This window comes from Rhizorhabdus sp. GW822-FHT03C02 (genome assembly GCF_058801765.1).
Genome location: NZ_JBXANN010000002.1, coordinates 403,010 through 424,417 on the forward strand (window position 1 = coordinate 403,010; position 21,408 = coordinate 424,417).

The 21,408-nt window shown below is 67.6% G+C and carries 25 protein-coding genes; 6 read left to right on the forward strand and 19 right to left on the reverse strand.

The genetic code is table 11. From position 1 onward, the window contains the following. Positions 1 to 31: 31 nt before the first annotated feature. Genes AC1RM6_RS09060 through AC1RM6_RS09070 form a run of 3 tightly spaced genes read right to left on the reverse strand, consistent with a single transcriptional unit; the run spans position 32 to position 1,777 of the window. The gene (locus AC1RM6_RS09060) at positions 32 to 1,093 is read right to left on the reverse strand and encodes a COX15/CtaA family protein (RefSeq protein WP_493100292.1); all 1,062 of its coding nucleotides are present in this window, start codon (positions 1,091 to 1,093) and stop codon (positions 32 to 34) included. Positions 1,094 to 1,152: 59 nt separating this feature from the next. Then, a complete protein-coding gene (locus AC1RM6_RS09065) occupies positions 1,153 to 1,503 on the reverse strand; it encodes a diacylglycerol kinase (RefSeq protein WP_493100294.1) in 351 nt (116 codons plus the stop codon). Between the two features lie 28 nt (positions 1,504 to 1,531). Next, positions 1,532 to 1,777, reverse strand: a complete 246-nt coding sequence (locus AC1RM6_RS09070; protein WP_493100296.1) for a hypothetical protein — start codon at positions 1,775 to 1,777, stop codon at positions 1,532 to 1,534. A 129-nt stretch (positions 1,778 to 1,906) separates the two neighbouring features. On the opposite strand from AC1RM6_RS09070, the gene AC1RM6_RS09075 reads away from it, so the two are divergent. After that, positions 1,907 to 2,284 carry a MerC domain-containing protein gene (locus AC1RM6_RS09075; RefSeq protein ID WP_493100298.1) on the forward strand — a complete coding sequence of 126 codons (378 nt, stop codon included), beginning with the start codon at positions 1,907 to 1,909 and terminating at the stop codon, positions 2,282 to 2,284. On the opposite strand, the gene AC1RM6_RS09080 is transcribed toward AC1RM6_RS09075, so the two are convergent. The 4 genes from AC1RM6_RS09080 to AC1RM6_RS09095 form a co-directional block, all read right to left on the reverse strand. After that, the gene (locus AC1RM6_RS09080) at positions 2,253 to 2,996 is read right to left on the reverse strand and encodes a DUF4386 domain-containing protein (RefSeq protein ID WP_493100299.1); all 744 of its coding nucleotides are present in this window, start codon (positions 2,994 to 2,996) and stop codon (positions 2,253 to 2,255) included. The genes AC1RM6_RS09075 and AC1RM6_RS09080 overlap by 32 nt on opposite strands. Next, positions 2,993 to 3,220 carry a DUF6326 family protein gene (locus AC1RM6_RS09085; protein WP_493100301.1) on the reverse strand — a complete coding sequence of 76 codons (228 nt, stop codon included), beginning with the start codon at positions 3,218 to 3,220 and terminating at the stop codon, positions 2,993 to 2,995. The genes AC1RM6_RS09080 and AC1RM6_RS09085 overlap by 4 nt, the downstream gene beginning before the upstream one ends. Further along, positions 3,220 to 3,426 carry a hypothetical protein gene (locus AC1RM6_RS09090; protein ID WP_493100303.1) on the reverse strand — a complete coding sequence of 69 codons (207 nt, stop codon included), beginning with the start codon at positions 3,424 to 3,426 and terminating at the stop codon, positions 3,220 to 3,222. The genes AC1RM6_RS09085 and AC1RM6_RS09090 overlap by 1 nt, the downstream gene beginning before the upstream one ends. A gap of 193 nt (positions 3,427 to 3,619) precedes the next feature. Next, positions 3,620 to 4,450: a LytTR family DNA-binding domain-containing protein gene (locus AC1RM6_RS09095; RefSeq protein WP_493100305.1), complete on the reverse strand. Its 831-nt coding sequence runs from the start codon at positions 4,448 to 4,450 to the stop codon at positions 3,620 to 3,622. 155 nt (positions 4,451 to 4,605) lie between these two features. Between AC1RM6_RS09095 and AC1RM6_RS09100 the strand changes: the two genes are divergently transcribed. From AC1RM6_RS09100 to AC1RM6_RS09120, 5 genes are read left to right on the forward strand one after another with little or no spacing between them, the layout of a single operon-like run. Continuing rightward, complete coding sequence (locus AC1RM6_RS09100; RefSeq protein WP_493100307.1) at positions 4,606 to 5,544, forward strand: FkbM family methyltransferase; 939 nt, start codon at positions 4,606 to 4,608, stop codon at positions 5,542 to 5,544. Positions 5,545 to 5,596: 52 nt separating this feature from the next. Next, the gene (locus AC1RM6_RS09105) at positions 5,597 to 6,073 is read left to right on the forward strand and encodes a Fur family transcriptional regulator (RefSeq protein WP_493100309.1); all 477 of its coding nucleotides are present in this window, start codon (positions 5,597 to 5,599) and stop codon (positions 6,071 to 6,073) included. A gap of 40 nt (positions 6,074 to 6,113) precedes the next feature. Next, entirely contained in the window at positions 6,114 to 8,033 is a 1,920-nt protein-coding gene (dxs, locus tag AC1RM6_RS09110; RefSeq protein WP_493100311.1) for a 1-deoxy-D-xylulose-5-phosphate synthase, read from the forward strand. Between the two features lie 5 nt (positions 8,034 to 8,038). Further along, on the forward strand, positions 8,039 to 9,322 hold the full coding sequence (locus AC1RM6_RS09115; protein ID WP_493100313.1) for an MFS transporter: 1,284 nt from the start codon (positions 8,039 to 8,041) through the stop codon (positions 9,320 to 9,322). 52 nt (positions 9,323 to 9,374) lie between these two features. Further along, positions 9,375 to 9,857 (forward strand): energy transducer TonB, encoded by a 483-nt coding sequence (locus tag AC1RM6_RS09120; protein WP_493100315.1) that lies wholly within the window; start codon positions 9,375 to 9,377, stop codon positions 9,855 to 9,857. Between the two features lie 4 nt (positions 9,858 to 9,861). Here the strand turns inward: AC1RM6_RS09120 and AC1RM6_RS09125 are convergent, their stop codons facing one another. From AC1RM6_RS09125 to AC1RM6_RS09180, 12 genes are all read right to left on the reverse strand, one after another. Beyond that, a complete protein-coding gene (locus tag AC1RM6_RS09125) occupies positions 9,862 to 10,146 on the reverse strand; it encodes a flagellar biosynthetic protein FliO (RefSeq protein WP_493100317.1) in 285 nt (94 codons plus the stop codon). Continuing rightward, a complete protein-coding gene (fliN, locus tag AC1RM6_RS09130) occupies positions 10,143 to 10,466 on the reverse strand; it encodes a flagellar motor switch protein FliN (RefSeq protein WP_493100318.1) in 324 nt (107 codons plus the stop codon). Before fliN ends, AC1RM6_RS09125 begins: the two co-directional genes overlap by 4 nt. Beyond that, complete coding sequence (locus AC1RM6_RS09135; protein ID WP_493100320.1) at positions 10,463 to 11,485, reverse strand: flagellar motor switch protein FliM; 1,023 nt, start codon at positions 11,483 to 11,485, stop codon at positions 10,463 to 10,465. Before AC1RM6_RS09135 ends, fliN begins: the two co-directional genes overlap by 4 nt. A gap of 211 nt (positions 11,486 to 11,696) precedes the next feature. Then, a complete protein-coding gene (locus tag AC1RM6_RS09140) occupies positions 11,697 to 12,311 on the reverse strand; it encodes a flagellar basal body-associated FliL family protein (protein ID WP_493100322.1) in 615 nt (204 codons plus the stop codon). 17 nt (positions 12,312 to 12,328) lie between these two features. Continuing rightward, on the reverse strand, positions 12,329 to 14,224 hold the full coding sequence (locus AC1RM6_RS09145) for a flagellar hook-length control protein FliK (RefSeq protein ID WP_493100324.1): 1,896 nt from the start codon (positions 14,222 to 14,224) through the stop codon (positions 12,329 to 12,331). A 16-nt stretch (positions 14,225 to 14,240) separates the two neighbouring features. Then, positions 14,241 to 14,657, reverse strand: coding sequence for a hypothetical protein (locus tag AC1RM6_RS09150; protein ID WP_493100326.1), 417 nt, complete (start codon positions 14,655 to 14,657; stop codon positions 14,241 to 14,243). Then, positions 14,654 to 15,952 carry a FliI/YscN family ATPase gene (locus AC1RM6_RS09155; protein WP_493100609.1) on the reverse strand — a complete coding sequence of 433 codons (1,299 nt, stop codon included), beginning with the start codon at positions 15,950 to 15,952 and terminating at the stop codon, positions 14,654 to 14,656. The genes AC1RM6_RS09150 and AC1RM6_RS09155 overlap by 4 nt, the downstream gene beginning before the upstream one ends. A 47-nt stretch (positions 15,953 to 15,999) precedes the next feature. Then, positions 16,000 to 16,692, reverse strand: coding sequence for a FliH/SctL family protein (locus tag AC1RM6_RS09160; RefSeq protein ID WP_493100328.1), 693 nt, complete (start codon positions 16,690 to 16,692; stop codon positions 16,000 to 16,002). Continuing rightward, positions 16,685 to 17,722 (reverse strand): flagellar motor switch protein FliG, encoded by a 1,038-nt coding sequence (fliG, locus tag AC1RM6_RS09165; RefSeq protein WP_493100330.1) that lies wholly within the window; start codon positions 17,720 to 17,722, stop codon positions 16,685 to 16,687. The genes AC1RM6_RS09160 and fliG overlap by 8 nt, the downstream gene beginning before the upstream one ends. After that, positions 17,715 to 19,451: a flagellar basal-body MS-ring/collar protein FliF gene (fliF, locus tag AC1RM6_RS09170; RefSeq protein WP_493100332.1), complete on the reverse strand. Its 1,737-nt coding sequence runs from the start codon at positions 19,449 to 19,451 to the stop codon at positions 17,715 to 17,717. Before fliF ends, fliG begins: the two co-directional genes overlap by 8 nt. Positions 19,452 to 19,454: 3 nt before the next feature. Then, positions 19,455 to 19,817 carry a flagellar hook-basal body complex protein FliE gene (gene fliE / locus AC1RM6_RS09175; protein WP_493100334.1) on the reverse strand — a complete coding sequence of 121 codons (363 nt, stop codon included), beginning with the start codon at positions 19,815 to 19,817 and terminating at the stop codon, positions 19,455 to 19,457. 10 nt (positions 19,818 to 19,827) lie between these two features. Then, positions 19,828 to 21,105 (reverse strand): sigma-54 interaction domain-containing protein, encoded by a 1,278-nt coding sequence (locus AC1RM6_RS09180; protein ID WP_493100336.1) that lies wholly within the window; start codon positions 21,103 to 21,105, stop codon positions 19,828 to 19,830. Positions 21,106 to 21,408 lie beyond the last annotated feature (303 nt).

A 21,408-nucleotide genomic window follows, 5' to 3' on the forward strand; every position in this document is an offset into this window, starting at 1 on the left:
TCAAGATTTCCGGGCTCAATTAAAAGAGGTATTATAATACCGCGCCATTCCGGACTCGGCCGATATGGTGCGCAGCGGCGACCATCGACGCCAGCAGCAGCGCCGCGACCGCCTGGTGCGCGGCGGCGATCGGGATCATCACCCCGGTCATCAGCGTGCCGATGCCGAGCAGGATCTGCAGCGCGACGAAGGTGCCGATCGCATGGACCGGCCCGATCGCACCGGTTTCGCGGGCGCGGCGCGCGAGCATCATGGCGGCTGCGACCGCGACCCACGCCCACCAGCGGTGGAGGAACTGGACGACGATCGGATTGTCGATCGCGTTGCGGATCGGGTCCCACGCGGCGTTCCAGCCGCCGCTCGGAAACCATTCGTCGCCCATTTTCGGCCAGCTGGCATAGGCATAGCCCGCGCGCAGCCCGGCGACGAACGCGCCGAGGATGATCTGGATCGTCAGGATCAGCAGCGCGATCGCCCCCAGCCGGGTGATCCGCGCCGGTCGATAGCCGGGGTTGCGGGCGAGCGCGAACAGATCGAGCGCGGTCCAGATCAGCGCGGAGAAGATGATCAGCGCCGCGACCAGATGGGTGGCCAGCCGCAAATGGCTGACCTCGGTGCGTTCGGACAGGCCCGAATAGACCATCCACCAGCCGATTACCCCCTGCAGCCCGCCCAGCGCGAAGATGATCAGCATCCGCCGGCCATAGCCGGTGGGGATCGCGCGCTTCCACCAGGCGACCAGCATCACCGCGGCGAGCACCATCCCGATTCCGCGCGCGAGCAGCCGGTGGAGATATTCCCAGAAGAAGATCGCCTTGAACCCGTCGAGGGTCATGCCGGTGTTGAACGCCGCATATTGCGGGATCGTCTTGTAATTATCGAATTCGGCCTGCCATTCGGCTTGGTTCAGCGGCGGGACGATCCCGCGGATCGGCTTCCACTCGGTGATCGACAGCCCGGATTCGGTCAGCCGGGTGATCCCGCCGACGACGACGATCGCGAACACCAGGGCGGCGACGACCAGCAGCCAGAGCGCGAGCGCATGGGGGCGGGGGGCGGGGGCGGCGGGACGCGCGAACGGGCTCGATGACATGCGCGGGCTAATGCGTCAGCGGATGGGCGAGGGCAAGCATGCCCGCAGGTGCGGCATGCTCACATCCGATCTACGAGCAGTGCGGCGGCAATGATCAGTGCGGCGACGCTGATCAGCAGCACGCCGCCGGCGGCCATATCCTTGATCAGGCCGATCTCGGGATGGATTTCGGGATGGAGATGGTCGATCAGCCGTTCGAACGCCGAATTGATCAGCTCGAAACCGAGTACGAGCATGATCACCAGCCCGACGAGCGCCCACCAGACCGGCGCCGGCCGCACTGCCAGCAGGCCGATGGCGGCGAGGCTGCCGAGCGCGACATGGGTGCGAAAGCTGCGTTCGCTGCGCCAGCATGCGCGCAGACCGGCGAGCGCATAGCCCAGCCGGACATGGAAGGGCCGGTTCTTCACGCGGAGATGGTCGCGTCGCTTGCCTATGTCATTCCTGCGCCGGCGCCGTCGTCACGCCCGCTTCGATTCCGTTGCGCAGCACCACCGGGGTCACGCAGCCATCGATCTTGCGAAAGACGCTCAGCACATGCGCGGCCGGCGGCAGGTCGCCGAGTCGCTTGAAGCCGGCACCTCGTTCGGCGGCGACGGCCATGGCGGGCTCGATCTTCAAACATGTATCGGGTGCCTTCGCGTCGTTCGCAACGACCGCGGCCATCATCAGCATCGCCAGCATATCGACCTCCCTGATCGAGCGATGCTTACACCGGGATCGATGCGGTGTCATCGGCAAGGAATCTTGCAATGATATATTGTATCTTAATCTTCGCTATGGCATTGGGGCCTTCGAGAGGATGATCTGTCCGTGACCAGTCTGACCCCCGCACGCGATCTGTTCGACCGACTGGCGATCGGCCTGTCGGCGCTGTGTCTCGTGCATTGCGCGGCGAGCGTCGCGTTCGTCGCCTTCCTTGCGTCGGCGGGCGGGGCGCTGCTTCACCCGGCGATTCATGAGATCGGGCTGGGCCTTGCGATCGTGTTGGCGCTGTTCGGCCTCGGCCGCGGTTTCCTCGCGCACCGCCGTCCGATGCCGATGATGCTCGGGAGTGCCGGCATCGTGCTGATGGGGATCGCGCTGCTTTCGCAGCACGGCCTCGGCGAAGTCGCTTACACGATGAGCGGGGTCATGTGCGTCGCGCTCGCCCATATCCTCAACCGCCGGGCCATGGTTGCCGCGCACTGAGGTTCGGCATCCGGACTCCGAACAGCAGCAGCCATGCAGACAACGCGGTCTCACCGACCAGCGGCGCAAGGTTCATCAGGCCGGGCAGCCCATGTGCCAGTTCGGGTGCCAGGATCGCGGTAAGCTTCGTCAATAGATGACAGGATCCGCCGACGATCATCAGCGCACCCACCGCGGGCGGAAGCGCCCGGCTGCGGATCGCCAGCCAACCGATCAGGATGCAATAGATGCCGAAGAAGATCAGGCTGACGCCATAGAGGTCGCCATGAAGATCGAGCGAAAGCCGGATCAGCGCGTCGCGCTGCGCGATCGGCAGGGCAGGCGTCCCCGCCCCGTCGAGCAGCACCAGCGGCGCCATGTGGAACAGGCCATTGGCGGCCAGTACCGCGATCCCGACCAGACTGAACCCCATCGCCGTCAGCGAGAGCGCACGGCCCGAGCGCGCGAACAGTTCGTAGAGCAGGGCCGTCACGCCGATGTAGCAACCGAGCATCACGATATCGGCGGCTTCGCCGGCACGGTACAAGGCGATATTCTTCACGATGGCGGCGGCGGTCGCGCTGCCGTCGCCGCGGACCGAAACCGACGACCGGGCGCCGATCTCGGCAAACAGGCCCGCGACGATCGTAGCGAGATAAAGGAGGCCGGCAAGACGCGCCTTTGCCTGCGGAAACGGGGATGCGGTCGTGGATGCGTCCTCGACCAGGATCATGCTCCGCGAGCCTTGCGCGGCCATGTCCAGGCGGTCAGCATGATAGCGAGGCAAAGGGCGATCTCGACAATGGCGAGCACAAGATAATAAGGCGGCGCGCCGCCGGTCAGGGTCAGCAGCATGATCGCGCTGTAAGCGGCGCCCAGAACGAGGTTGAGCCAGCGATTGATGGTCGGTGGCAGCAGCAGCGACATGGCGACCATGAGGCCGGGGATCGCCATCATCAGCGAGACCGCGACCAGTTTCGCCGAGTCAAAAGGCCCAGCGGCCCCATCCGTCCCGCGTTCATCGCCATCAGCTTGCCAGGCAGATACGGGCCGAAATAGTCGCCATAGCTGTAACAGAACATCAGCGAGACCCAGAGCGCCGACAGGCGCTGCTGGGGCGCTGGGCGAAAATCCTCGAGCGGGACGCTGAGACGATATGGCATGAGCGACCTCATCGACTGTATTATTAATATAATACACAAGGTGCCGATCGACGCAAGTCTCGAACGTCTTTTCGGGTTTTCGTCGGTTGGACGATCGACGGGCGGTGCCGAACCCGGGCTGGATGCGGGCAGGCAATGCTGAAGATGCCGACGCATTCCAGATAGATTGGCTCAAGCGCCGCACGGGCCGGTATCACGCCAGGTCTTGCTCCAGATTCCGGCATTCGGTCGCGCCATCGAGCCAGCCCTGCGCGCGCAGGCTGGCGACGCGGTTGCGGGCGACGGGCACGCGCAGGCCGTTGATCAGGACGAGCATGACCGCGCGGTCTTCGCGGTACCAGCCCCGTACGGCGTCGCGGGCCACCCACCAGGACCGGTGCACCTGCGCTCCGCGCTGTGCGTCCATGGCTTCGACGACCTCCCGCATCACCGCGAAATGGAGGAAGGATCGGCCATGCAGGTGCACGCGGACATGATGGTCCTCCATCTGCAGGCATGAAGCGGTTGCGAGGATATGGTCGGGCAAGGCGGGCTGAACGGGCTGGCCGATGCTGTCGTCGACACCGGTCCCGTCGTTCGAAGCGTGCGCCAGACGGGCCCGGATCGAGACCCCGCCGCGCAGTTCGAGCCACATCAGCGCGGCCATCGCCGGGAGCGCGACCACCACGGTCAGCGCATACCAGTCGAGCAGGCGCATCCGCGACGCGCGCATCGGCCAGAAGATATAGGTCTCGACGGCGCCGAGCGCGGCGAGCGGGACACAGGCGATCAGGCAGACCGCGACGCCCGAGAACAGCGGCGGAAAACCGCGGCGCGGTCCCAGTCTGAGCCCCGTGACCACGCTCGGCCAGAGCAGCAGGCTGCCGACCCAGAACAGCGCGGTCCAATAGGCGACCCGCGTGAACAGGTGTGAGGCATAGCTGCCGAACGGGCCGATCAGGCCGAACTCGATCCCCGCGAGCGTCGCCCAGCCGAGCACGCTCGCCCAGCGTTCGGGGCGCCCGAGGAGATCGTCGAAGTCCATAGCCCATGATGTGCCAACGCCCGGCATTCATCAAGACGATCCGCGCGCCCGTTCGCCCATTCGCCCATTCGCGAACTATCGTTCGCCTGCCGCCACGCGATCGCAAAGAAGGGCGCCGGGATCAGGCAAGACGACGAAGCTAGGGAATCCGGACGATGCTGGCGAGAACCTCGGACAAGGTGGTGAAGCCACGCTGGCAACAGCGCCCGACGCTGAAGAGGCGCCTCGCATGGCTAAAGTTCAGGCTGCTCGCCTGGGTGCGGTATCATTTTGTCGAAGGACGTCGTCCGATCGCCACTTATGTCGGCAACAACCGGGTGTTGCTGGGGGCGAGGGTCGGCAATCGCACCATCGCTTATTATGTCGAGGCCGACGACCGCCTGCTCAGCCCATGGTTCATCGTTACCGGCAAGTTCGAACTCGATCTGACCCGCTTCTTCGTTCGCCATTTGAAGCGCGATAGCCATTGCATCGATGTCGGCGCGAATTTCGGCTATTTCACGTGCCTGATGGCGAGATATTGCCCGGGCGGGCGGGTGATCGGGATCGAGGCCGACCGGAAGATCGCGGATCTGGCCCGCGACAACATCTTCATAAACGCCTTTCAGACCATGGCCGAAATCGTCTGCGCCGCCGCCAGCGACAATGATGCGGGGCTGACGCTGTATCGGCGGGTTTCGCGATCGGGCAATACGAGCATCGTCGATGTCGGCGAACATCTCACGACCTTCCACGATGAACCGCCGGCTCAGCCTTTCACGGTGCCGAGCGTGCGCATCGACGATCTCGCCGGGCGACTGCAGGGTCGGGTCGACTTCATCAAGATCGACGTCGAGGGCGCCGAGCCGCTGGTGCTCGCCGGCGCGCGCGAGACGATCCGGGCCAACCGCAATATCGCGATCGTGATGGAATGGTCGCCGGGGCAGATCGCGGCGGCCGGCTTCGACGTTCAGACTTTCATCGACGAGATCGCGCATCTCGGGTTGCGTTGCTTCACGCTCGACCAGGGTAAGGCGAGGCCGGTCACGCATGAAATGCTGGCGGACCTGCCTTATCAGCCGGGCATCCTCATGCGGCGGATCGACGCAGGCTGATCGCCGAGCCCCGGGGGTTGCCGCACCGGGCGGCAGGCCCTAACTTCCCCTTATGGCCACTGCGCACGACCACCGGCTCCATGAGGGCGAATCGCTTGCCGATGCCGCGCGCCATGCGTTCGAGCGGGCGGGCGAGCAATGGACGCCGATGCGCGCCGCGATCTTCGCGGCGCTCAGCGAGGCGAGCAAGCCGGTGTCGGCCTATGATCTCGCCGAGAAGGTCTCCGACGCGATCGGGCGCCGGGTCGCCGCGAACAGCATCTACCGGATTCTCGACGTCTTCGTCGGGGCCAATCTGGCGCGCCGGATCGAAAGCGCGAACGCTTATATCGTCAATGCGCATCCCGATTGCGAACATGATTGCATCTTCCTGGTCTGCGATATTTGCGGCCGGGTCAGCCATGTCGACGACGACCGGCTGTCGTCGGCGGTGCGCGGGTCGGCGGAAAAGGCCGGCTTTTCGAAGCTGCGTCCGGTGATCGAGGTGCGCGGCTGCTGCAGCGACTGCTCCGAAGGCGACGCCGCTTAAAAATCTACCATCCGCTCCCCAACGGGGCTAAGGGGTCGGGATGAGTCAGAGTCCCGTGACACCGCTTCTCGACAAGGTGAATCTCCCGTCAGACCTGCGTGCGCTCGATGCGTCGCAGTTGCGCCAACTCGCCGACGAGCTTCGCGACGAGATGATATCGGCGGTTTCGGTGACCGGCGGGCATCTCGGTGCCGGGCTCGGCGTGGTCGAACTGACGGTCGCGCTGCATTATGTGTTCGACACGCCGAACGACAAGCTGATCTGGGACGTCGGCCACCAGGCCTATCCGCACAAGATCCTCACCGGCCGGCGCGATCGTATCCGCACCCTGCGTCAGGGCGGCGGCCTGTCGGGCTTCACCAAGCGCGCCGAGAGCGAATATGATCCGTTCGGCGCCGCGCACAGCTCGACATCGATCTCGGCGGCGCTGGGCTTCGCAGTGGCCAACAAGCTGGCCGACCAGCCGGGCCGCGCGATCGCGGTGATCGGCGACGGCGCGATGTCGGCGGGCATGGCCTATGAGGCGATGAACAATGCCAAGCAGGCGGGCAACCGGCTGATCGTCATCCTCAACGACAACGACATGTCGATCGCGCCACCGGTCGGCGCGCTCTCGGCCTATCTCGCCAAGATCGTCTCGTCGCGGCCCTTCCTGTCGATGCGCGGTTTCGCCAAGCGGGTCGCGCAGAGGCTGCCGCGGCCGATCCACGATGCCGCCAAGAAGGCCGAGGAATATGCGCGCGGCATGGCGACCGGCGGCACCCTGTTCGAGGAACTGGGCTTTTATTATGTCGGCCCGGTCGACGGCCATAATCTCGACCATCTGCTGCCGATCCTCGAAAATGTCCGCGACGGCGACCACGGCCCGATCCTGATCCATGTCGTGACCCAGAAGGGCAAGGGCTATGCCCCGGCCGAGGCTGCGGCCGACAAATATCATGGCGTCCAGAAATTCGACGTGATCTCGGGGGTGCAGGCCAAGGCGCCGCCGGGACCGCCCAGCTATACCGGGGTGTTCGCCCAGGCGCTGGTCGCCGAGGCGGAGCGCGATTCGACGATCTGTGCGATCACCGCGGCGATGCCGTCGGGGACCGGGCTCGACAAGTTCCAGCTCGCCTTTCCCGAGCGTATCTTCGACGTCGGCATCGCCGAACAACATGCGGTGACCTTCGCCGCCGGGCTCGCCGCGCAGGGGCTGCGGCCCTTCTGCGCGATCTATTCGACCTTCCTCCAGCGCGCCTATGACCAGGTCGTCCATGACGTCGCGATCCAGAACCTGCCGGTCCGCTTCGCGATCGACCGCGCCGGGCTGGTCGGCGCCGACGGGTCGACCCATGCCGGCAGCTTCGACGTCACCTATCTGGCGACCCTGCCCAACATGGTGGTGATGGCGGCGGCCGACGAGGCCGAGCTGACCCATATGGTCCATACTGCGGCGCTCCACGACAGCGGTCCGATCGCGCTGCGCTACCCGCGCGGCAACGGCACCGGGGTGACGATTCCCGCGGTTCCCGAGCGGCTCGAGATCGGCAAGGGCCGGCTGGTCCGCGAGGGACGCCAGGTCGCGATCATGTCGCTGGGCACCCGGCTCGAGGAGGCGTTGAAGGCCGCCGAGCAGCTCGAGGCGCTCGGCCTGTCGACCACCGTCGCCGACCTGCGCTTCGCCAAACCGCTCGACGAGGCGCTGATCGAGCGGCTGCTGACCACCCATGACGTCGCGGTGACCGTCGAGGAGGGTGCGATCGGCGGCCTGGGCGCGCATGTCCTCACCCTCGCCTCGGATCATGGCCTGATCGACAATGGGCTCAAGCTGCGCACGCTGCGCCTGCCCGATATCTTCCAGGAGCATGACAAGCCCGAGAAACAATATGCCGAGGCCGGCCTCGATGCCGAATCGATCGTCGGCACCGTGCTCGCGGCACTGCATCGCAACGCGGTCGGGGTCGGCGCCCGGGCCTGATCGCGGTGCTGGCGGGCCGGATAAGCGGGCTGGTCCCGGCGGGGAAGCGCGACCAATGGCTGCTGTTCGCGGTGATGCTCACATTGTCGATCGGCAATACCGGGCTGCAGTCGGTGCTGCCGGCGCTCGGCCGCAGCCTGCACATGCCCGACTGGACGGTCGCGGTCGCCTTCTCCTTTTCGGCGTTCATCTGGTCGATCTCGGCGCCGATCTGGGCGCGGCGGCTCGCCCGCTACGGCGCCAAGCGGATGGTGCTGACCGGCCTCGGCGGCTTCATGATCTCGCTGATCCTGTGCGGGATGTCGCTGTCGGCGGGCGTGCTCGGGTTCGTCGGCGGTGGCCTCGCCTTTGCGGGATTCATGCTCGGGCGCAGCATGTATGGCGCGTTCGGGTCGGCGGCGTCGCCGGCGGCGCAGGCGCTGATCGTCGCGGGCGCCTCGCGCGCCGATCGCACCCGCGCGCTGGCGCTGCTCGCCTCGGCGTTCGGGCTCGGCACGATATTGGGGCCGGCGCTCGCCCCCTTCCTGATCCTGCCGCGGATCGGCCTGGCCGGCCCGCCGTTCATGTTCGCGCTGCTCGGCCTGCCGCTGCTCGCGGCGGTGTTGCTGCTGCTCAGGGACTCGTCGGCGGCCGCGCGCGAATCGGTGCTGCCGGCGGCCGAACTCGAGCTCGGGGCCGAACCTTCCGACCTCGAACTTCCCCTCGACGGATCGGGGGCCGAGGTCAGCCTGCTCGATCCTCGGGTCCGGCGCTGGTTCATGATCGGGCTGGTCTCGGGCCACGCCCAGGCGATCGCCAACCAGGTGATGGCGTTCCTGCTGATCGACCGGCTCCGCGCGACTCCGCTGGCGGCGCAGCCGGTGGTCGGCACGGTGCTGATGGCGGGGGCGGTGGCGTCGCTGCTCGCGCAATGGGGGTTCATCCCGCGGCTCGACATGCGTCCGCGTCAGCTGATCGTCTGGGGGGCGCTGCTGGTCGCGGTCGGATGCACCGGGATCGCGCTGTCGCACGACCAGCATGCGATCATGTTCGCCTTCGCGGTCGCCTCGCTCGGCTTCGGCTTCCTGCGCCCCGGCTTCACCGCTGGCGCGTCGCTGGCGGTCGGCGACCATGAGCAGGGATCGATCGCGGGCAAGGTCACCGCGGTCAACGGCATCGTCTTCGTGTTCGGTCCATCGGTCGGGGTGCTGATGTATGCCGCCTGGCAGCCCTTGCCCTATCTGGCGGTCGCCGCGACCATGCTGCTGGTGATCCCGTTCGCGCTGCTCAAGCTGCGGAGCCGACGCTGAGGGTGATCAACATTGTCTTTGCCGAATGGCGGGCCGTTGATAGATTATGGTCATGGAGATCGCGAACAGGCTTGGTGCAGCGACGGGATCGACGCTCGTCAATATGCTGTTTCTTGCCGCGCTTCTGACTGTGACCACATCTGCGTCGCGTGAATATGTGAAATGCCTGTGCCTGAGCTATCCGCCGGAGCATATTTTCGACCGCGCAGCTTACATCATTCCGCCATCTGCAACCGGCGCGGGCGTAGCTACCGGCCGGACGGCTGCGGATATTTGCGGGAACTATGTCACCGGATATTCTTCGGCGACGGTGATCGGCCATCCCTTCGATATCGCCGCGCCGGCGGGGACAGAGATTTGCGCCCTGATCGGGACATCGGGCCGGGCCCAACGAGCCTATTTTTCCACCCAGGTGGACCGGCAGGGGATGAATCCGGCTATCCTTGACGATGTACGCCGCAACTGGCGGTTCGAGCCGGCAATGCGCGAAGGGGTTTCTGTCGCGACCTGGCAGCGAATCAGGATCGTCGGTTAGCCGATCAATCCTCGTCGGGAAGGATGAAGACGCCGTCGACCGGCGCTTCGGCGATCTTCTCGATCCGGCCGCGCGAGACCGAGATCAGGATATGGCGGTTGGCGAATTCGACGACCGCGAGGCGGCCGGTCGCGCCCATCGGCACCGCATCGATGATCTTCACCGCCCGTTGCCGGTTGCCGATCGCCATGCCGGGCTGGAGCTTGCGCCACAGCCACAGCGATCCAAAGGCCATACCCCCGACCAGCGGGACCAGGATGAGCAATCGCAACAGGTAATCGAGCATCATGCGCGGCGTTCTATCCCCGACAGTCGCGCATCGGTGGCGACCACGTCGACCACCCTTATCCCGAACTTTCCGTTGACTGTCACTACCTCGCCCTTGGCGATCAGCGTGCCGTTGACGAGAATGTCGAGCAGTTCGTTCGCCTGGCGGTCGAGTTCGACCACGCTGCCGGCGGCGAGCTCCATCAGGTCGGCGAGCCGCATCGAGGTGCTGCCGACCTCGACCGACAGCCGCAGCGGGATATCGGCGAGCAACCGGTAATTGTCGCGGCCCACGGGCTCGATCGTCGCGCCCATCGACGGAAGGTCGGCCATGTCGCTCATTTGAAGAAGTCCTTTCCAATGCTTTCGATCATCATCGCCGCGCGGCCTTCCTGTTCGCCGATCGTGCCCTCGGCGAAGCGGCGGTTGCCGACCAGCAGCGGAACCGTCGACGACAGCTTGATCGGGATCACGTCGCCGGCCTTGAGCGCCATCAGCTGCGCCACCGTGATTTCGGGCCGCGCCAGCACGCTGCGGACCGGCAGGGTGACATTGTCGAGCGCGCCGGCGAGCTTGCCGCGCCATTGCAGGTCGCCGTCATCCTCGGGATCGGCATGGACGCGGGTGGCGAGTTCTTCCTCGATCGGCTGGAGCAGCGCCAGCGGATAAAGGATCTCGACATGGGTCAGCCGGGTCGATCGCGGCTTGATCGCGATCCGCTGGACCACCACCGGTTCGTCGCCGCGCATCATCGACGCGAAGATCGGGTTGGTCTCATGGGTGCTGCGCTGCATGTCGAGCGGGTAGAAATCGCCCCAGGTCCGGCGCAGCACATCACTGATGCCGCCGACCAGCCGGGTGAGCAGCCGGTCCTCGGCCGGGGTGAATTCGCCGTCCTTGACGCTGACGCCGCCGGTGGTGCCGCCGTAGAAGGCGTCGACCATGTTGGCGACGAAGGCCGGCTCGACCGCGATCATCATCATGCCCTTGCCGGGGCGGACCCGGTACAGGGTGAGGCTCATATAATCGGGCTGGCGGTGCTGCCATTCGTCGAAGGTGCAGATTTCGAGCGCCTTGGCCTCGACCCGCGCGCGGGCCTGGGCGATCGGTTCGATCACGTCGCGCAGCCGGCGCGCGAGGCGCTCGTTCATGCGCTCGATCAGCGACAGGTTGATCGTCGGTCTGTCCTTGGCGCGGCCGAGCGCGAAGGGCGAAGCGGCGCTGCCGCTATTGGTGGCGGTCCTGGCGGCGAGCGGGGCGGGGGCCGATTCGTCCTGCGCTTCGCCGAAGCTCAGATCGCCGATCTCGCTCATCAGCGCGGCGACCTCGTCTGCGGCAAGACTGGAACTGGCGCGGGTCATGGGTGCTGGATTGGCCCTGATTCGGTGGATCGGCGTTGCCGCCTTCGAATCGAACCCTAGCCCGAATGTGGTTAATGAATTGTCGCGGCGCGATAATATTTGCCGATACGGTAACGGGCGATGCCCCAAAATGCGTCATCCCGGCCCCCGGATCGAGGCTTCACCTCGTTCCGGGGGCCGGGATGACGAAATACCGTCCGGAAACGATCGCCTACTGGATCACGAGGCTCGTGAAATAGACATTGTCGATTCCGCCAAAGCCTTCCTGCTTGCGGAGCACGTCGTTGATCGTGTCCTTGAGCGCCTTCTGGAGCGCCAGCTTGCCTTCGGGAGTCGAGATCGAGAAGCTGTCCTGCTGCGAGATCGCCATCAGGATCGCCGAGCGGATCGGGGTCTCGTTGTTCTTGAGATTGTCGACGACCTTGGCGTCATAATAGGTCGATGCCGACAGGCCGATCTGGGCGAAGCTGTCCGAGTCGCGCAGGTTCGCGGTGAACGGCTGCTCGAACGTGTAATAGGTCGCCTTATATTTGGTCGGATCGGGCGATTGCTCGGATTCGAGGCCGATCGGCAGCGACGGCTTCTCGCCGCCCTCGCCATGGCCTTCGCCCTCGGCACCTTCCTTGGCGACCAGCTTGGGCGCATTCGGATCCTCGGGCTTTTCCTCGGCATGCTTGCCGCCGACCAGCCCGGTGCCCGCCGCGTAGAGACCTGCGCCGACGCCGCCGCCGATGAAGACGATCGCCATGATCAGCATCATCAATATGCCCTTGAGCTTGCCCTTCTTCTTGGGCGCGGCATCGGGCGCGGGAGCGTCTTTACTCATGATCTCTGTCCTGTCGGTCAGGCGTAACGTTCGTCATCGTCGCGGGTCCGCGAATCGGCGGACTCGTCGCGCGTCACCGTCTGTGTAGCGGCAAAAGGTTTATGATTGTCTGACGCGGACTGGCGCTGCTGCTGTTGCTGCTGACCGGCGGTGCTGCCCGAGGCGTTCTGATTACCGAGATCGACGTGCGATTCGGCGACCCGCAGACCCTGGGCGCGAACCTCGGCGATCAGCCGCGGCTGGGCGTCGGCGATGATCGTGCGGGCATGGTCGGTCTCGGTGGTCATCCGGATCGACGTCCCCTCGGCGCTGTTGCGCACCTCGATCGCCAGCGATCCGAGATTTTCGGGATTCAGGTGGAATTTCAACTGTCCGTTGGTCGCGGCGGCCTGGCTGATGTCCTTGGCGAGCTGGTCCATCCACTGGGTGTCGTGGGCGAGATCGAGATGGCGGGCGACCGCCTGTTCGGTCGGACTGGACGCATTGGCCTGTGCCATGGCGGCGGCGTCGATCGCCTTGCCGTCGGTGGATGCTACCGGTGCCGTGGTTGCCGCCTGTGGCAACGCAGCCGGATCGGTCGCGGCGGACTGGTCGATCGTGGGCAGATCGACAGTGGGCCGGTCGTCGACCGTCTCGTCGCGCGGCCGGTCATGCCCGGCGCGCTCGTTGCGGCGCGGCGCGGGCGCCTCGGTGTTCGCCGTGGCGATGGCGGGGCCGTCGTTCGGGCGTACGGCGTCGGCGGCCTGGGGCGCAACGCTGTCGGCGACCGGTGGCGCGGGGGCCGCGACCGGTTGCGCCGGGGCGGGCGCCGTCGGGGGCGATGCCTGGCCTGCGGTTGCGGCCGGGACGGTCGGTGCCGAGCCATCATCGGCCGTGACGACCGGCGCTGGCGGAGGCGTGGTCGCGAGGACCGGAGCGGCGGCGGGTGCGGCGACAGCGGTCTGCGCGGCCGATGCCGGCTGCGCGCTGGTCGGTAGCTGAACCGTTTCGTCGCGCGCAACTGCCGGTGTCGTGGTGGCCATCGAGACATTGGCGGCCGGGGCGACCGCCGCGGGGGCGGCCACGGGTGCTGCCGGGGGCAGGGGAGCCGGGGTGGAAACGGGCGCGGACGGTCCGGTGAAGCTCGATTTGAGCGCACTGAGCAGCGACGCGATGTCGCGGGCGAGCGGCGTTTTGCTGGTTACCGGAGCCGGGGGCGGGGCCGGCTGATCGCCGTCGGTGACGTCGGGGATCGCTGCAGGCATCGGGGGGGCGGCGGCCTCCTCGGCGGGCGCCGGCACGCTTTCGCCGGCCGGGGCAACCGGCACGTTCGCCGCGACAGGCTGTTCGGCGGGCACGGTCGGGATCGCCGGCTGGGCGGTGGCCGTGGCGATCGGCGTCCGGATCACGGGAGCGGTCATCCGCGGCATGGCCGGCATCGTCGGCATCGCCGAGATCGCCGCGGTGGTCGCAGTACCGGCCGATGCGACGCTGTCGCCCGGGGTGGTCGTCGACGGCGGCGGCGTGACCGGAACCTGGATCAACGCGAGGACCGCGCTCACGCCCTGCTGCATCGCCGCGGCCATCGCATCGGGATCGGCGGATAGGGCGGCGGGCACGGTCGGGGTCGTGGTCGCGCTGCCGTCGACGGCCGCGGTATCGATCATGTCCTCGTCGCCATCGTCGTTGGCGGCGTCGCTCTTTTCGGCCGGCGCCTTGCCCTCGCCACCGCTGCGCGCCTCGGTCTTGCCGTTGGCGCGCGGCCTGGCGACCAGCTTCGCGAAGTCATGGGTCGTGGCGGAGGTATCGCCCGAAGCACCGCTGGCGCCGGAGGCGCGGGCCGGATCGGCGGGGCGCGCCGCCCCGGCGACCGAAGCCTTCGCCGGGGCGGCGGTCAGCGCGAGCAGCGATGTCGAGACGGTGGCGATGGTCATCTGGTCTTGTCCCCCTTCAATAGCCCGCCGCCGGCCTGCGCCGGTGCGGAACCGCGCGCTTGCTCTCCAGCCAGGCATCGAGCGCTTCGGCCATGCGCGCGTCCAGCTTGGCGGCGCCTTCCTGTTTCTGGCGGGCTTCGACCCGCATCTGCGCCCGCTGCGCGGCGGTAGCGCGGGCGCCGGCGATCGCATCGGTCATGCCGTGGCGCGCCCGGTCGAGCCGCGCGGCGAGCTCGCCGCGATTCTGCAGAGTCGCACCATTGGTCGGCCCTTCGGCGACGGTCAGGCTGTCGCGCAGCATGACGAGCTTGGCGGCATTGCCCTCGAGCTGATCGAGCCGTGCTTCGGCGGTGACGGCCTCGGCCGCGGCGAGCAGGTGCTGGGCGGCGCGGACGCGGGCGACCCGCGCGCGCTTGGCGGCGGCGGCCTTCATCCGCCGAAGCTCGCGAGGAGCGCCGCGACCGCCTGGTCATAATCGACCCGGTCCTTCTGGCCCTGGCCGATGAATTCGAGGATCTGGTCGTGGCGCGCGATCGCGATGTCGACGATCGGATCGCTGCCTTCGCGGTACGCGCCCATCAGGATCAGGTCGCGATTTTCCTCATAGACCGACCAGAGCCGGCGCAGGATCTGCGCGGCCTGCTGGTGCTCGGGGGTGACGATGTCGCTCATCACCCGGCTCAGCGACTTGCCGACGTCGATCGCCGGGAAAACACCCTGTTCGGCGAGGCTGCGCGCCAGGATGATATGGCCGTCGACGATCGCACGGGCGGTGTCGACGATCGGATCGTCGGTGTCGTCGCCATCGGCGAGCACGGTGTAGAGCGCGGTGATCGAACCGCCGGTATTGGCATCGACCCCGGCGCGCTCGACGAGGCGCGGGATCAGGCCCAGGGCCGAAGGCGGATAGCCCTTCATCGTCGGCGGTTCGCCGAGCGAGAGCCCGATCTCGCGCTGGGCATGGGCGACGCGGGTCAGGCTGTCGATCAGCAGCAGTACGCGCTTGCCCTGGTCGCGGAAATATTCGGCGATCGCGGTCGCGCGCATCGCGGCGCGCAGCCGCAGCACCGGCGGATGGTCGGCGGGCACCGCGACGACGACGCTTTTCTGCCGGACATTGCCGTTGAGCTTGGTCGCCAGGAAGTCGCTGACTTCGCGACTGCGCTCGCCGACCAGCCCGACGACGATGACGTCACATTCGGCACCGGCGATCATCTGCCCCATCAGCACCGACTTGCCGACCCCGGAGCCGGCGGCGATCGCGATCCGCTGGCCGACGCCGGCGGTGAGCAGCGCGTTGATCGCGCGGACCCCCATGTCGAACGGTTCGGTGACCCGGGCGCGGTCGAGCGGATTGCCGCGACGGCCGGCGAGCGGCCAGCGCGCCGAGGTCGCGATCGGGCCGAGCCCGTCGATCGGGTTGCCGAGCGCGTCCATCACCCGGCCGAGCAGGCCCTCGCCGACATCGACATTGCCGCCACGCCGATCGGGTTCGACCCGCGCACCCGCGCTGTGCGGCGCGTCGGCGTCGAGCGCCATCAGCAGGGTGCGGTCGCCGCGGAAGCCGACGACCTCGGCGAGCGCGGCATGGCCGTCGGCGTCGATGACGCGGGCGTTGGAGCCGACCGGCATCGGGAAGCCGGTCGCCTCGAGCATCAGCCCGTCATAGGCGGCGAGCTTGCCGATTCGGCGCGGGCCGGCCTGGTCGAGCGAGATGCCGGCGAGCATCGTGCCGGCACGTTCGGCGAGCAGGGTCGATTCGCTCACAGTATCGCTCAACGGGGCAGTCCCATCGCGTCGAGCTGGGCGCGCAGCTTGGCGAGGCGAACCTCGGGGCCGTCCTCGATCCAGCCCTCGCCGGTTTCGAGGACCATCGCGCCATGCGCGAGATGATGGTCGGGGGCGAGCGCCACCGGCAGGTCGTGACCGTCGAGCCGGGCGATGTCGTCGGGGTGCATCCGCAGGCGGGCCGGGCCGGATTCGGCGCCGACCATCTCGGCGATCGACAGCGCGCGCTCGTGGAGGGTTTCGGTGTCGATAACGGCTTCGCCGACGACCTGGCGCACCAGCCGTGCGACGGTCTCGGCGAGCACCGCGGCCAGCGGGCCGGCGGCTTCGGGCTGGAGCGCCTTGGCCGCGCGGATCAGGTCGGCGACCGCCTTGCGTTCGCCCATGAGTTCCATCGCAGTGGTTTCGCGGCCCTGCTGGAAGCCGGCGGCGAAGGCCTCGGCCTGGATCGCCTCGATGTCGATCATCGGTTCGGGTTCGGCTTCGATCTCGGGCTCGACTACCGGCTGCGGGCGCGGCGCGCCGGCATGGCGGGCGCGGAAGCCGCCGCGATCGGCGGCGCGCCGGTTCGGATGTTCGGCCTCGCTCCACGGGGTGAACGCGCCGGTCGAGGCGGGCCGCGCCCAGGCGTCGACCCGGGTCGCGCCGTGGAGCAGTTCGGGATGCCACAGGTCAGACATAGTCGTCGCCCTTTCCGCCAAGGCTGATCGCACCGTCGGTCGCCAGCTTGCGGGCGATACCGAGCATGTTCTTCTGGGCTTCCTGCACCTCGGCGAGGCGCATCGGGCCGCGGTCGGCGATTTCGTCCTGGATCGTCTGCGCGGCGCGGCTCGACATGCAGCCGAAGATCTTGGCGCGCAGCTTCTCGTCGGCGCCCTTGAGCGACACCACCAGGATGTCGCTGTCGACCGCGCGCAGCAGCGTGCCGAGATCCTTTTCGCTGACGTTCATCAGATTGTCGAAGATGAACATCTCGTCCTCGATCGTCCGCGCCATCGTCTTGTCGAGCTTCTGCAGCGCCTTGATGATCCGCTGTTCGGCGGCCTTGCGCGACGAGTTGACGATCTTGGCCGCCTCGCCGGCGCCGCCGCGCTTGGTGGTCGAGGCCGAGGCCGAGGTGGTGGTCGGGCGGCTCAGCAGTTCGGAGACGTCGTTGAGCGCCTGTTCGGTGACCGGCCCGAGCGTCGCCACCCGGTAGACCAGATCGGCCTGGATATCCTCGGCGAGCAGCTGGAGCACGTCGGCGGCGACCTGCGGATCGAGGAAGGCGAGCACCAGCGCGGCGATCTGCGGATGTTCGTGCTCGATCAGGTTGGCGATCGTCGGCGCGTCCATCCATTTGAGATTTTCGAGCGCGTTGACATGCTTGACCGGGGTGATGCGCTGGAGGACCTGGTCGGCCTTCTCCTGGCCGAGCGCCTTGTGCATGATGCCCTTGATCTGGCGGTCGGCGCCGAAGCCGCCCAGCGTGGTGCGAACCCGCGCCCGCTCGACGAACACGTCGAACACGCCGTCGATTTCGGTCTCGGTGATGTCGGCGACCCCGAACATCGCCCCGCCCAGATGCTGGACCTCGTCGGGATCGAGCCGGCTGAGCACGGTCGCGGCTTCCTCTTCGCCGAGCAGCATCAGCAGGATCGCGGCGGCTTCGCTGCCGGTCGGTTCGGTCGGGGTCGCGCCTTCGGCGTCGAACGGGGTCTCGTCAGCCATTGGCGTCGGCCTTCGGCATGTCGGCGCGGATCAGATCGCGGACCACCAGCGCGGCGCGGTCGGGATCCTGGCGGACGAAGTTGCGGATCAGTTCGGCGCGATTGGCATAGCCCGGAGTCGCCTCGATCATGTCGAGGGTGACGGGCTTGTTGGGATCGACCAGCGCTTCGCGGGCGAGCTGCGAGGCGATCTCGCCGCGGATCTCGGGGCTGGCGTCGTCGGGGATCGGTCCGCCCGAGGCGATCGCGGCCTTGACCGCTTCGTCCTTCTGCTCGGCGATGATCGTCGAGCGCTTCTTGAGCATCGGCTTGGCGACGCCGAAGATCAGCAGCGCGACCACGAACAGCGCGGAGACATTGCGCGCCAGCGTCGACACCCAGGGCGCATCCCACCATTTGGCGACGACGGCGGCGTCGGGCTCGACCGCGAAGCTGCGCGCCGACAGTGCGACCACGTCGCCACGGGCCTGGTCGGCGCCGACCGCGCCGCGGAGCAGCGTCTCGATCGAGGCCAGTTCGGCGCGGCTGAACTTCTTGCCGCCCTCGCGCAGCGCCACCGCCACCGACAGCCGCTTGACGGTGCCGATCGGGTTGCGGGTGACCGAGACTTCGCGGCCGAGTTCATAAGTGCGGTTATACTGTTCCGAGGTCTTGCCCTGTTCGGCCGCGGCGGTGGTGCCGGGGGCCGGCACGGTCTGCTGCGGGGCCGCGGTCACCTGGCTCGCCTGCGGCGGCTGGTTCGACAGCGCGCCGGGGATGCCCTGCGCCTCGGCGCTCTTGTCGCCGGTCCAGCCGCCCTGTTCCTGGCGAACCACCTGGGTGTCCTTGGGATAGCTTTCGCGGGTCGCCTGGCTTTCGGTGAAGTCGACATCGGCATGGACCTCGGCGGTGTAGTTGCCGGGGCCGACGATCGGGGTGAGGATCTTGTCGAGCGCCTCCATATAGCGCTGCTCGATCTTGTTCTGGATGTCGACCTGGCGGTTCGAGGCTTCGCTCAGCGGGTCGTTGCCCGAGGAGGAGAGCAGCCGGCCGGCCTGATCGACCACCGAGATGCCGTCGGGCGAGAGGCCCGGGACCGACGAGGCGACGAGGTGGATGATCGCCTGGACCTGCGATTCGGACAAAGCGCGGCCGGCGCGCAGCCGCAGCATCACCGACGCCTGCGGCTTGGCGGTGTCGCGGATGAAGACGCTGGGCTGTTCGGCGGCGATGTGGATCTTGGCGGTCTCGACCGCGTCGATCGCCTCGATCGTGCGGGCGAGGTCGACCTCGCGGGCGCCGCGCAGCTTCTCGCCTTCGACCGCGCGCGAGGCGCCGAGCGGAAGCGTGTTGAGCATCGCGTCGCCGTCGGGGGCCGACTTGGGCAGGCCCTGCTGTGCGAGCAGCATCTTCGCCTGGTAGAAGTCGTTCTCGGGAACCGAGAGCGCGCCGGTGTCGCGGTTGATCTGATAAGGGATGTTCGCCGCCTTGAGCGAGTCGGCGACCGCCGCCTTGTCGGCATCGCCGAGGCCCGCGAACAGATCGCGCTGCGGCGCGCCCGACATCGTCATCCACAGCATCGCGGCGACGCCGAGCAGCGCCACCAGGCCGATCATCGGCAGGCTGCGCTGGACCGCCGGCTGGCTGGTGAGGCCCTTGAGGCGCTCGAGGATCGCCGCGGTGCCGATCGCGGGCACGGGGCCCGACGGCAGGTTGCGGTTCGGTTCGGGGGAGAGTGCGATATCAGCCATCGATTATACCGGCATGCTCATGATGTCCTTGTAGGCGGACAGGAGTTTGTTGCGGACCTGCAGGGTCGCCTGGAACCCGACATTGGCCTTTTCACGCTGCAGCATGACCGCGGCGATATCGGTGGTCTCGCCGCGCTCGTAGCTTTCGGAGATCGCCGAGGCCTTGGCCTGCTGGTTGTTGACCTCGCCGATCGCGCCGCGCAGCGTGTTCGCGAATGTATCGGGCGCCTGGGTCGTGCTGCCGACCTGGCTGACGCCGCCGACGATATTGGGCGCGGGCGAGGCCGCGGCCTTCTGCAGCGCGCTGTTCTGCTGGAGGATGGCATTGCGCATCGCCAGCAGGTTGGAGGTGTTTATCGTGGTCATCTAAACCGCCTCAGGCCGCCACGGCCGAGCGCAGATCGGCCATGCGATAGCGCAGCGTGCGTTCGGAGATGCCCAGCCGCTCGGCGGCGCGCAGCCGGTGGCCGCCGGTGGCGTTGAGCGCTTCCTCGATCGCCCGGGCCTGCGCGGCGCGGCGGGCATCGGCGAGGCTGATCGGCGCGAACGGGTCGACGGCGACCGGCGCGGTTTCGATCGCGGCGGGGCGGAAGGCAGGGGCGGCGGCGAGGGTCTCGATCATCAGATCGGCGGCCTCGATCCGGTCGCCGTCGCGCATCAGCAGTGCGCGCTGAAGGACATTTTCGAGCTCGCGGACATTGCCGGACCAGCCATGCGCCATCAGCCGGTCGAGCGCATTGGCGGTCGGCCAGGCGAAATCCTCGTTGACCTGGGTGTGACGCAGCAGCAGCGCGGCGGCGATCGCACGGATGTCCTGGCGGCGCTCGCCGAGCGGCTTCGTCGTCAGCGGCATGACGTTGAGCCGCCAGTAGAGGTCGGCGCGGAAGCGTCCGGCCTCGACCTCGGCGGCGAGATCGCGGTTGCCCGCGGCGATGATCCGCACGTCGATCGCGACCGGGGCGGTGGCGCCGACCGGCAGCACTTCGCGCTCCTGGAGCGCCCGCAGCAGTTTCGCCTGGAGCGCGAGCGGCAGTTCGGCGACCTCGTCGAGCAGCAGGGTGCCGCCCTCGGCCGCGCGGAACAAGCCTTCGCCCGATCCCGACGCGCCGGTGAAGGCGCCCTTCTGATGGCCGAACAGGATCGCCTCGAGCATCGTGTCGGGGAGTGCGGCGCAGTTGACCGCGACGAACGGCTTGGCCGCGCGCGGGCTCATCGCATGGATATAGCGGGCGACGCCTTCCTTGCCGGTGCCGGTTTCGCCGAGCAGCAACACGGTCGCGTCGCGGGTGGCGATGCGGGCGGCCATCTTCAGGAACTGCGCGCTGGCGGGCTCGCCGCAGGCGGGCATGATCGCGGGACGGATCAGCTCGGCGATCAGCGCATGGCCGAACGGCATGTCCTCGAACCCGAAGACGACCGTGGTCGGACGGCCGACGCTGGCGCGGCGCAGGGTCGGGGTGCCGTCGGCGAAGTCGATCAGGATGTCGTGCTGGCGGGCGAGCGGACGTTCGGTGACGTGGAGGATGCGGACGCTGTCGCGCGCCGGGGCGGTGGCGGGATCGGCCGGGGCGGTCTCGATGCCGGCGCCCGTCAGCCAGGTGACGAGGGTGGGGTGCGAACCCTTTGCCTTCTCGCTGATGCCGATCGCGTTCATCTCGTTCCTCCAAACCCGGCCATTCGCCAAATTCGTTGCGAGACATGCTTACCGCGGAATTAACTACGAAACTCTTAACGCCCCCCGATCCGGGCCAACCGAAAGATGCACGGGCGCGACACGTGCATATGCGTGCGGGCATGCGATCGCACATGCGCGCGCGAGAGCCGGAAAAACGAAATAAAATCGTGTTTAATCAGTCGATTGATTGAAAAATCGATCGTGGTGAATTTTTCTGGTTAAAGCGCCGCTAAGGACGGCCGTTAACTGGATCGGGGCGAGAAGGCCATTGGGTCGAGATCG

Bases quoted from the DNA above. Each gene is read 5' to 3' on its own strand.
- AC1RM6_RS09060 (WP_493100292.1), bottom strand. From the start codon at position 1,093: ATGTCATCGAGCCCGTTCGCGCGTCCCGCCGCCCCCGCCCCCCGCCCC.
- AC1RM6_RS09070 (WP_493100296.1), bottom strand. From the start codon at position 1,777: ATGCTGGCGATGCTGATGATGGCCGCGGTCGTTGCGAACGACGCGAAG.
- AC1RM6_RS09080 (WP_493100299.1), bottom strand. From the start codon at position 2,996: ATGATCCTGGTCGAGGACGCATCCACGACCGCATCCCCGTTTCCGCAG.
- AC1RM6_RS09085 (WP_493100301.1), bottom strand. From the start codon at position 3,220: ATGATGGCGATCCCCGGCCTCATGGTCGCCATGTCGCTGCTGCTGCCA.
- AC1RM6_RS09090 (WP_493100303.1), bottom strand. From the start codon at position 3,426: ATGCCATATCGTCTCAGCGTCCCGCTCGAGGATTTTCGCCCAGCGCCC.
- AC1RM6_RS09095 (WP_493100305.1), bottom strand. From the start codon at position 4,450: ATGGACTTCGACGATCTCCTCGGGCGCCCCGAACGCTGGGCGAGCGTG.
- AC1RM6_RS09100 (WP_493100307.1), top strand. From the start codon at position 4,606: ATGCTGGCGAGAACCTCGGACAAGGTGGTGAAGCCACGCTGGCAACAG.
- AC1RM6_RS09105 (WP_493100309.1), top strand. From the start codon at position 5,597: ATGGCCACTGCGCACGACCACCGGCTCCATGAGGGCGAATCGCTTGCC.
- dxs (WP_493100311.1), top strand. From the start codon at position 6,114: ATGAGTCAGAGTCCCGTGACACCGCTTCTCGACAAGGTGAATCTCCCG.
- AC1RM6_RS09120 (WP_493100315.1), top strand. From the start codon at position 9,375: ATGGAGATCGCGAACAGGCTTGGTGCAGCGACGGGATCGACGCTCGTC.
- AC1RM6_RS09125 (WP_493100317.1), bottom strand. From the start codon at position 10,146: ATGATGCTCGATTACCTGTTGCGATTGCTCATCCTGGTCCCGCTGGTC.
- fliN (WP_493100318.1), bottom strand. From the start codon at position 10,466: ATGAGCGACATGGCCGACCTTCCGTCGATGGGCGCGACGATCGAGCCC.
- AC1RM6_RS09135 (WP_493100320.1), bottom strand. From the start codon at position 11,485: ATGACCCGCGCCAGTTCCAGTCTTGCCGCAGACGAGGTCGCCGCGCTG.
- AC1RM6_RS09140 (WP_493100322.1), bottom strand. From the start codon at position 12,311: ATGAGTAAAGACGCTCCCGCGCCCGATGCCGCGCCCAAGAAGAAGGGC.
- AC1RM6_RS09145 (WP_493100324.1), bottom strand. From the start codon at position 14,224: ATGACCATCGCCACCGTCTCGACATCGCTGCTCGCGCTGACCGCCGCC.
- AC1RM6_RS09150 (WP_493100326.1), bottom strand. From the start codon at position 14,657: ATGAAGGCCGCCGCCGCCAAGCGCGCGCGGGTCGCCCGCGTCCGCGCC.
- AC1RM6_RS09155 (WP_493100609.1), bottom strand. From the start codon at position 15,952: ATGCTCGCCGGCATCTCGCTCGACCAGGCCGGCCCGCGCCGAATCGGC.
- AC1RM6_RS09160 (WP_493100328.1), bottom strand. From the start codon at position 16,692: ATGTCTGACCTGTGGCATCCCGAACTGCTCCACGGCGCGACCCGGGTC.
- fliG (WP_493100330.1), bottom strand. From the start codon at position 17,722: ATGGCTGACGAGACCCCGTTCGACGCCGAAGGCGCGACCCCGACCGAA.
- fliF (WP_493100332.1), bottom strand. From the start codon at position 19,451: ATGGCTGATATCGCACTCTCCCCCGAACCGAACCGCAACCTGCCGTCG.
- fliE (WP_493100334.1), bottom strand. From the start codon at position 19,817: ATGACCACGATAAACACCTCCAACCTGCTGGCGATGCGCAATGCCATC.
- AC1RM6_RS09180 (WP_493100336.1), bottom strand. From the start codon at position 21,105: ATGAACGCGATCGGCATCAGCGAGAAGGCAAAGGGTTCGCACCCCACC.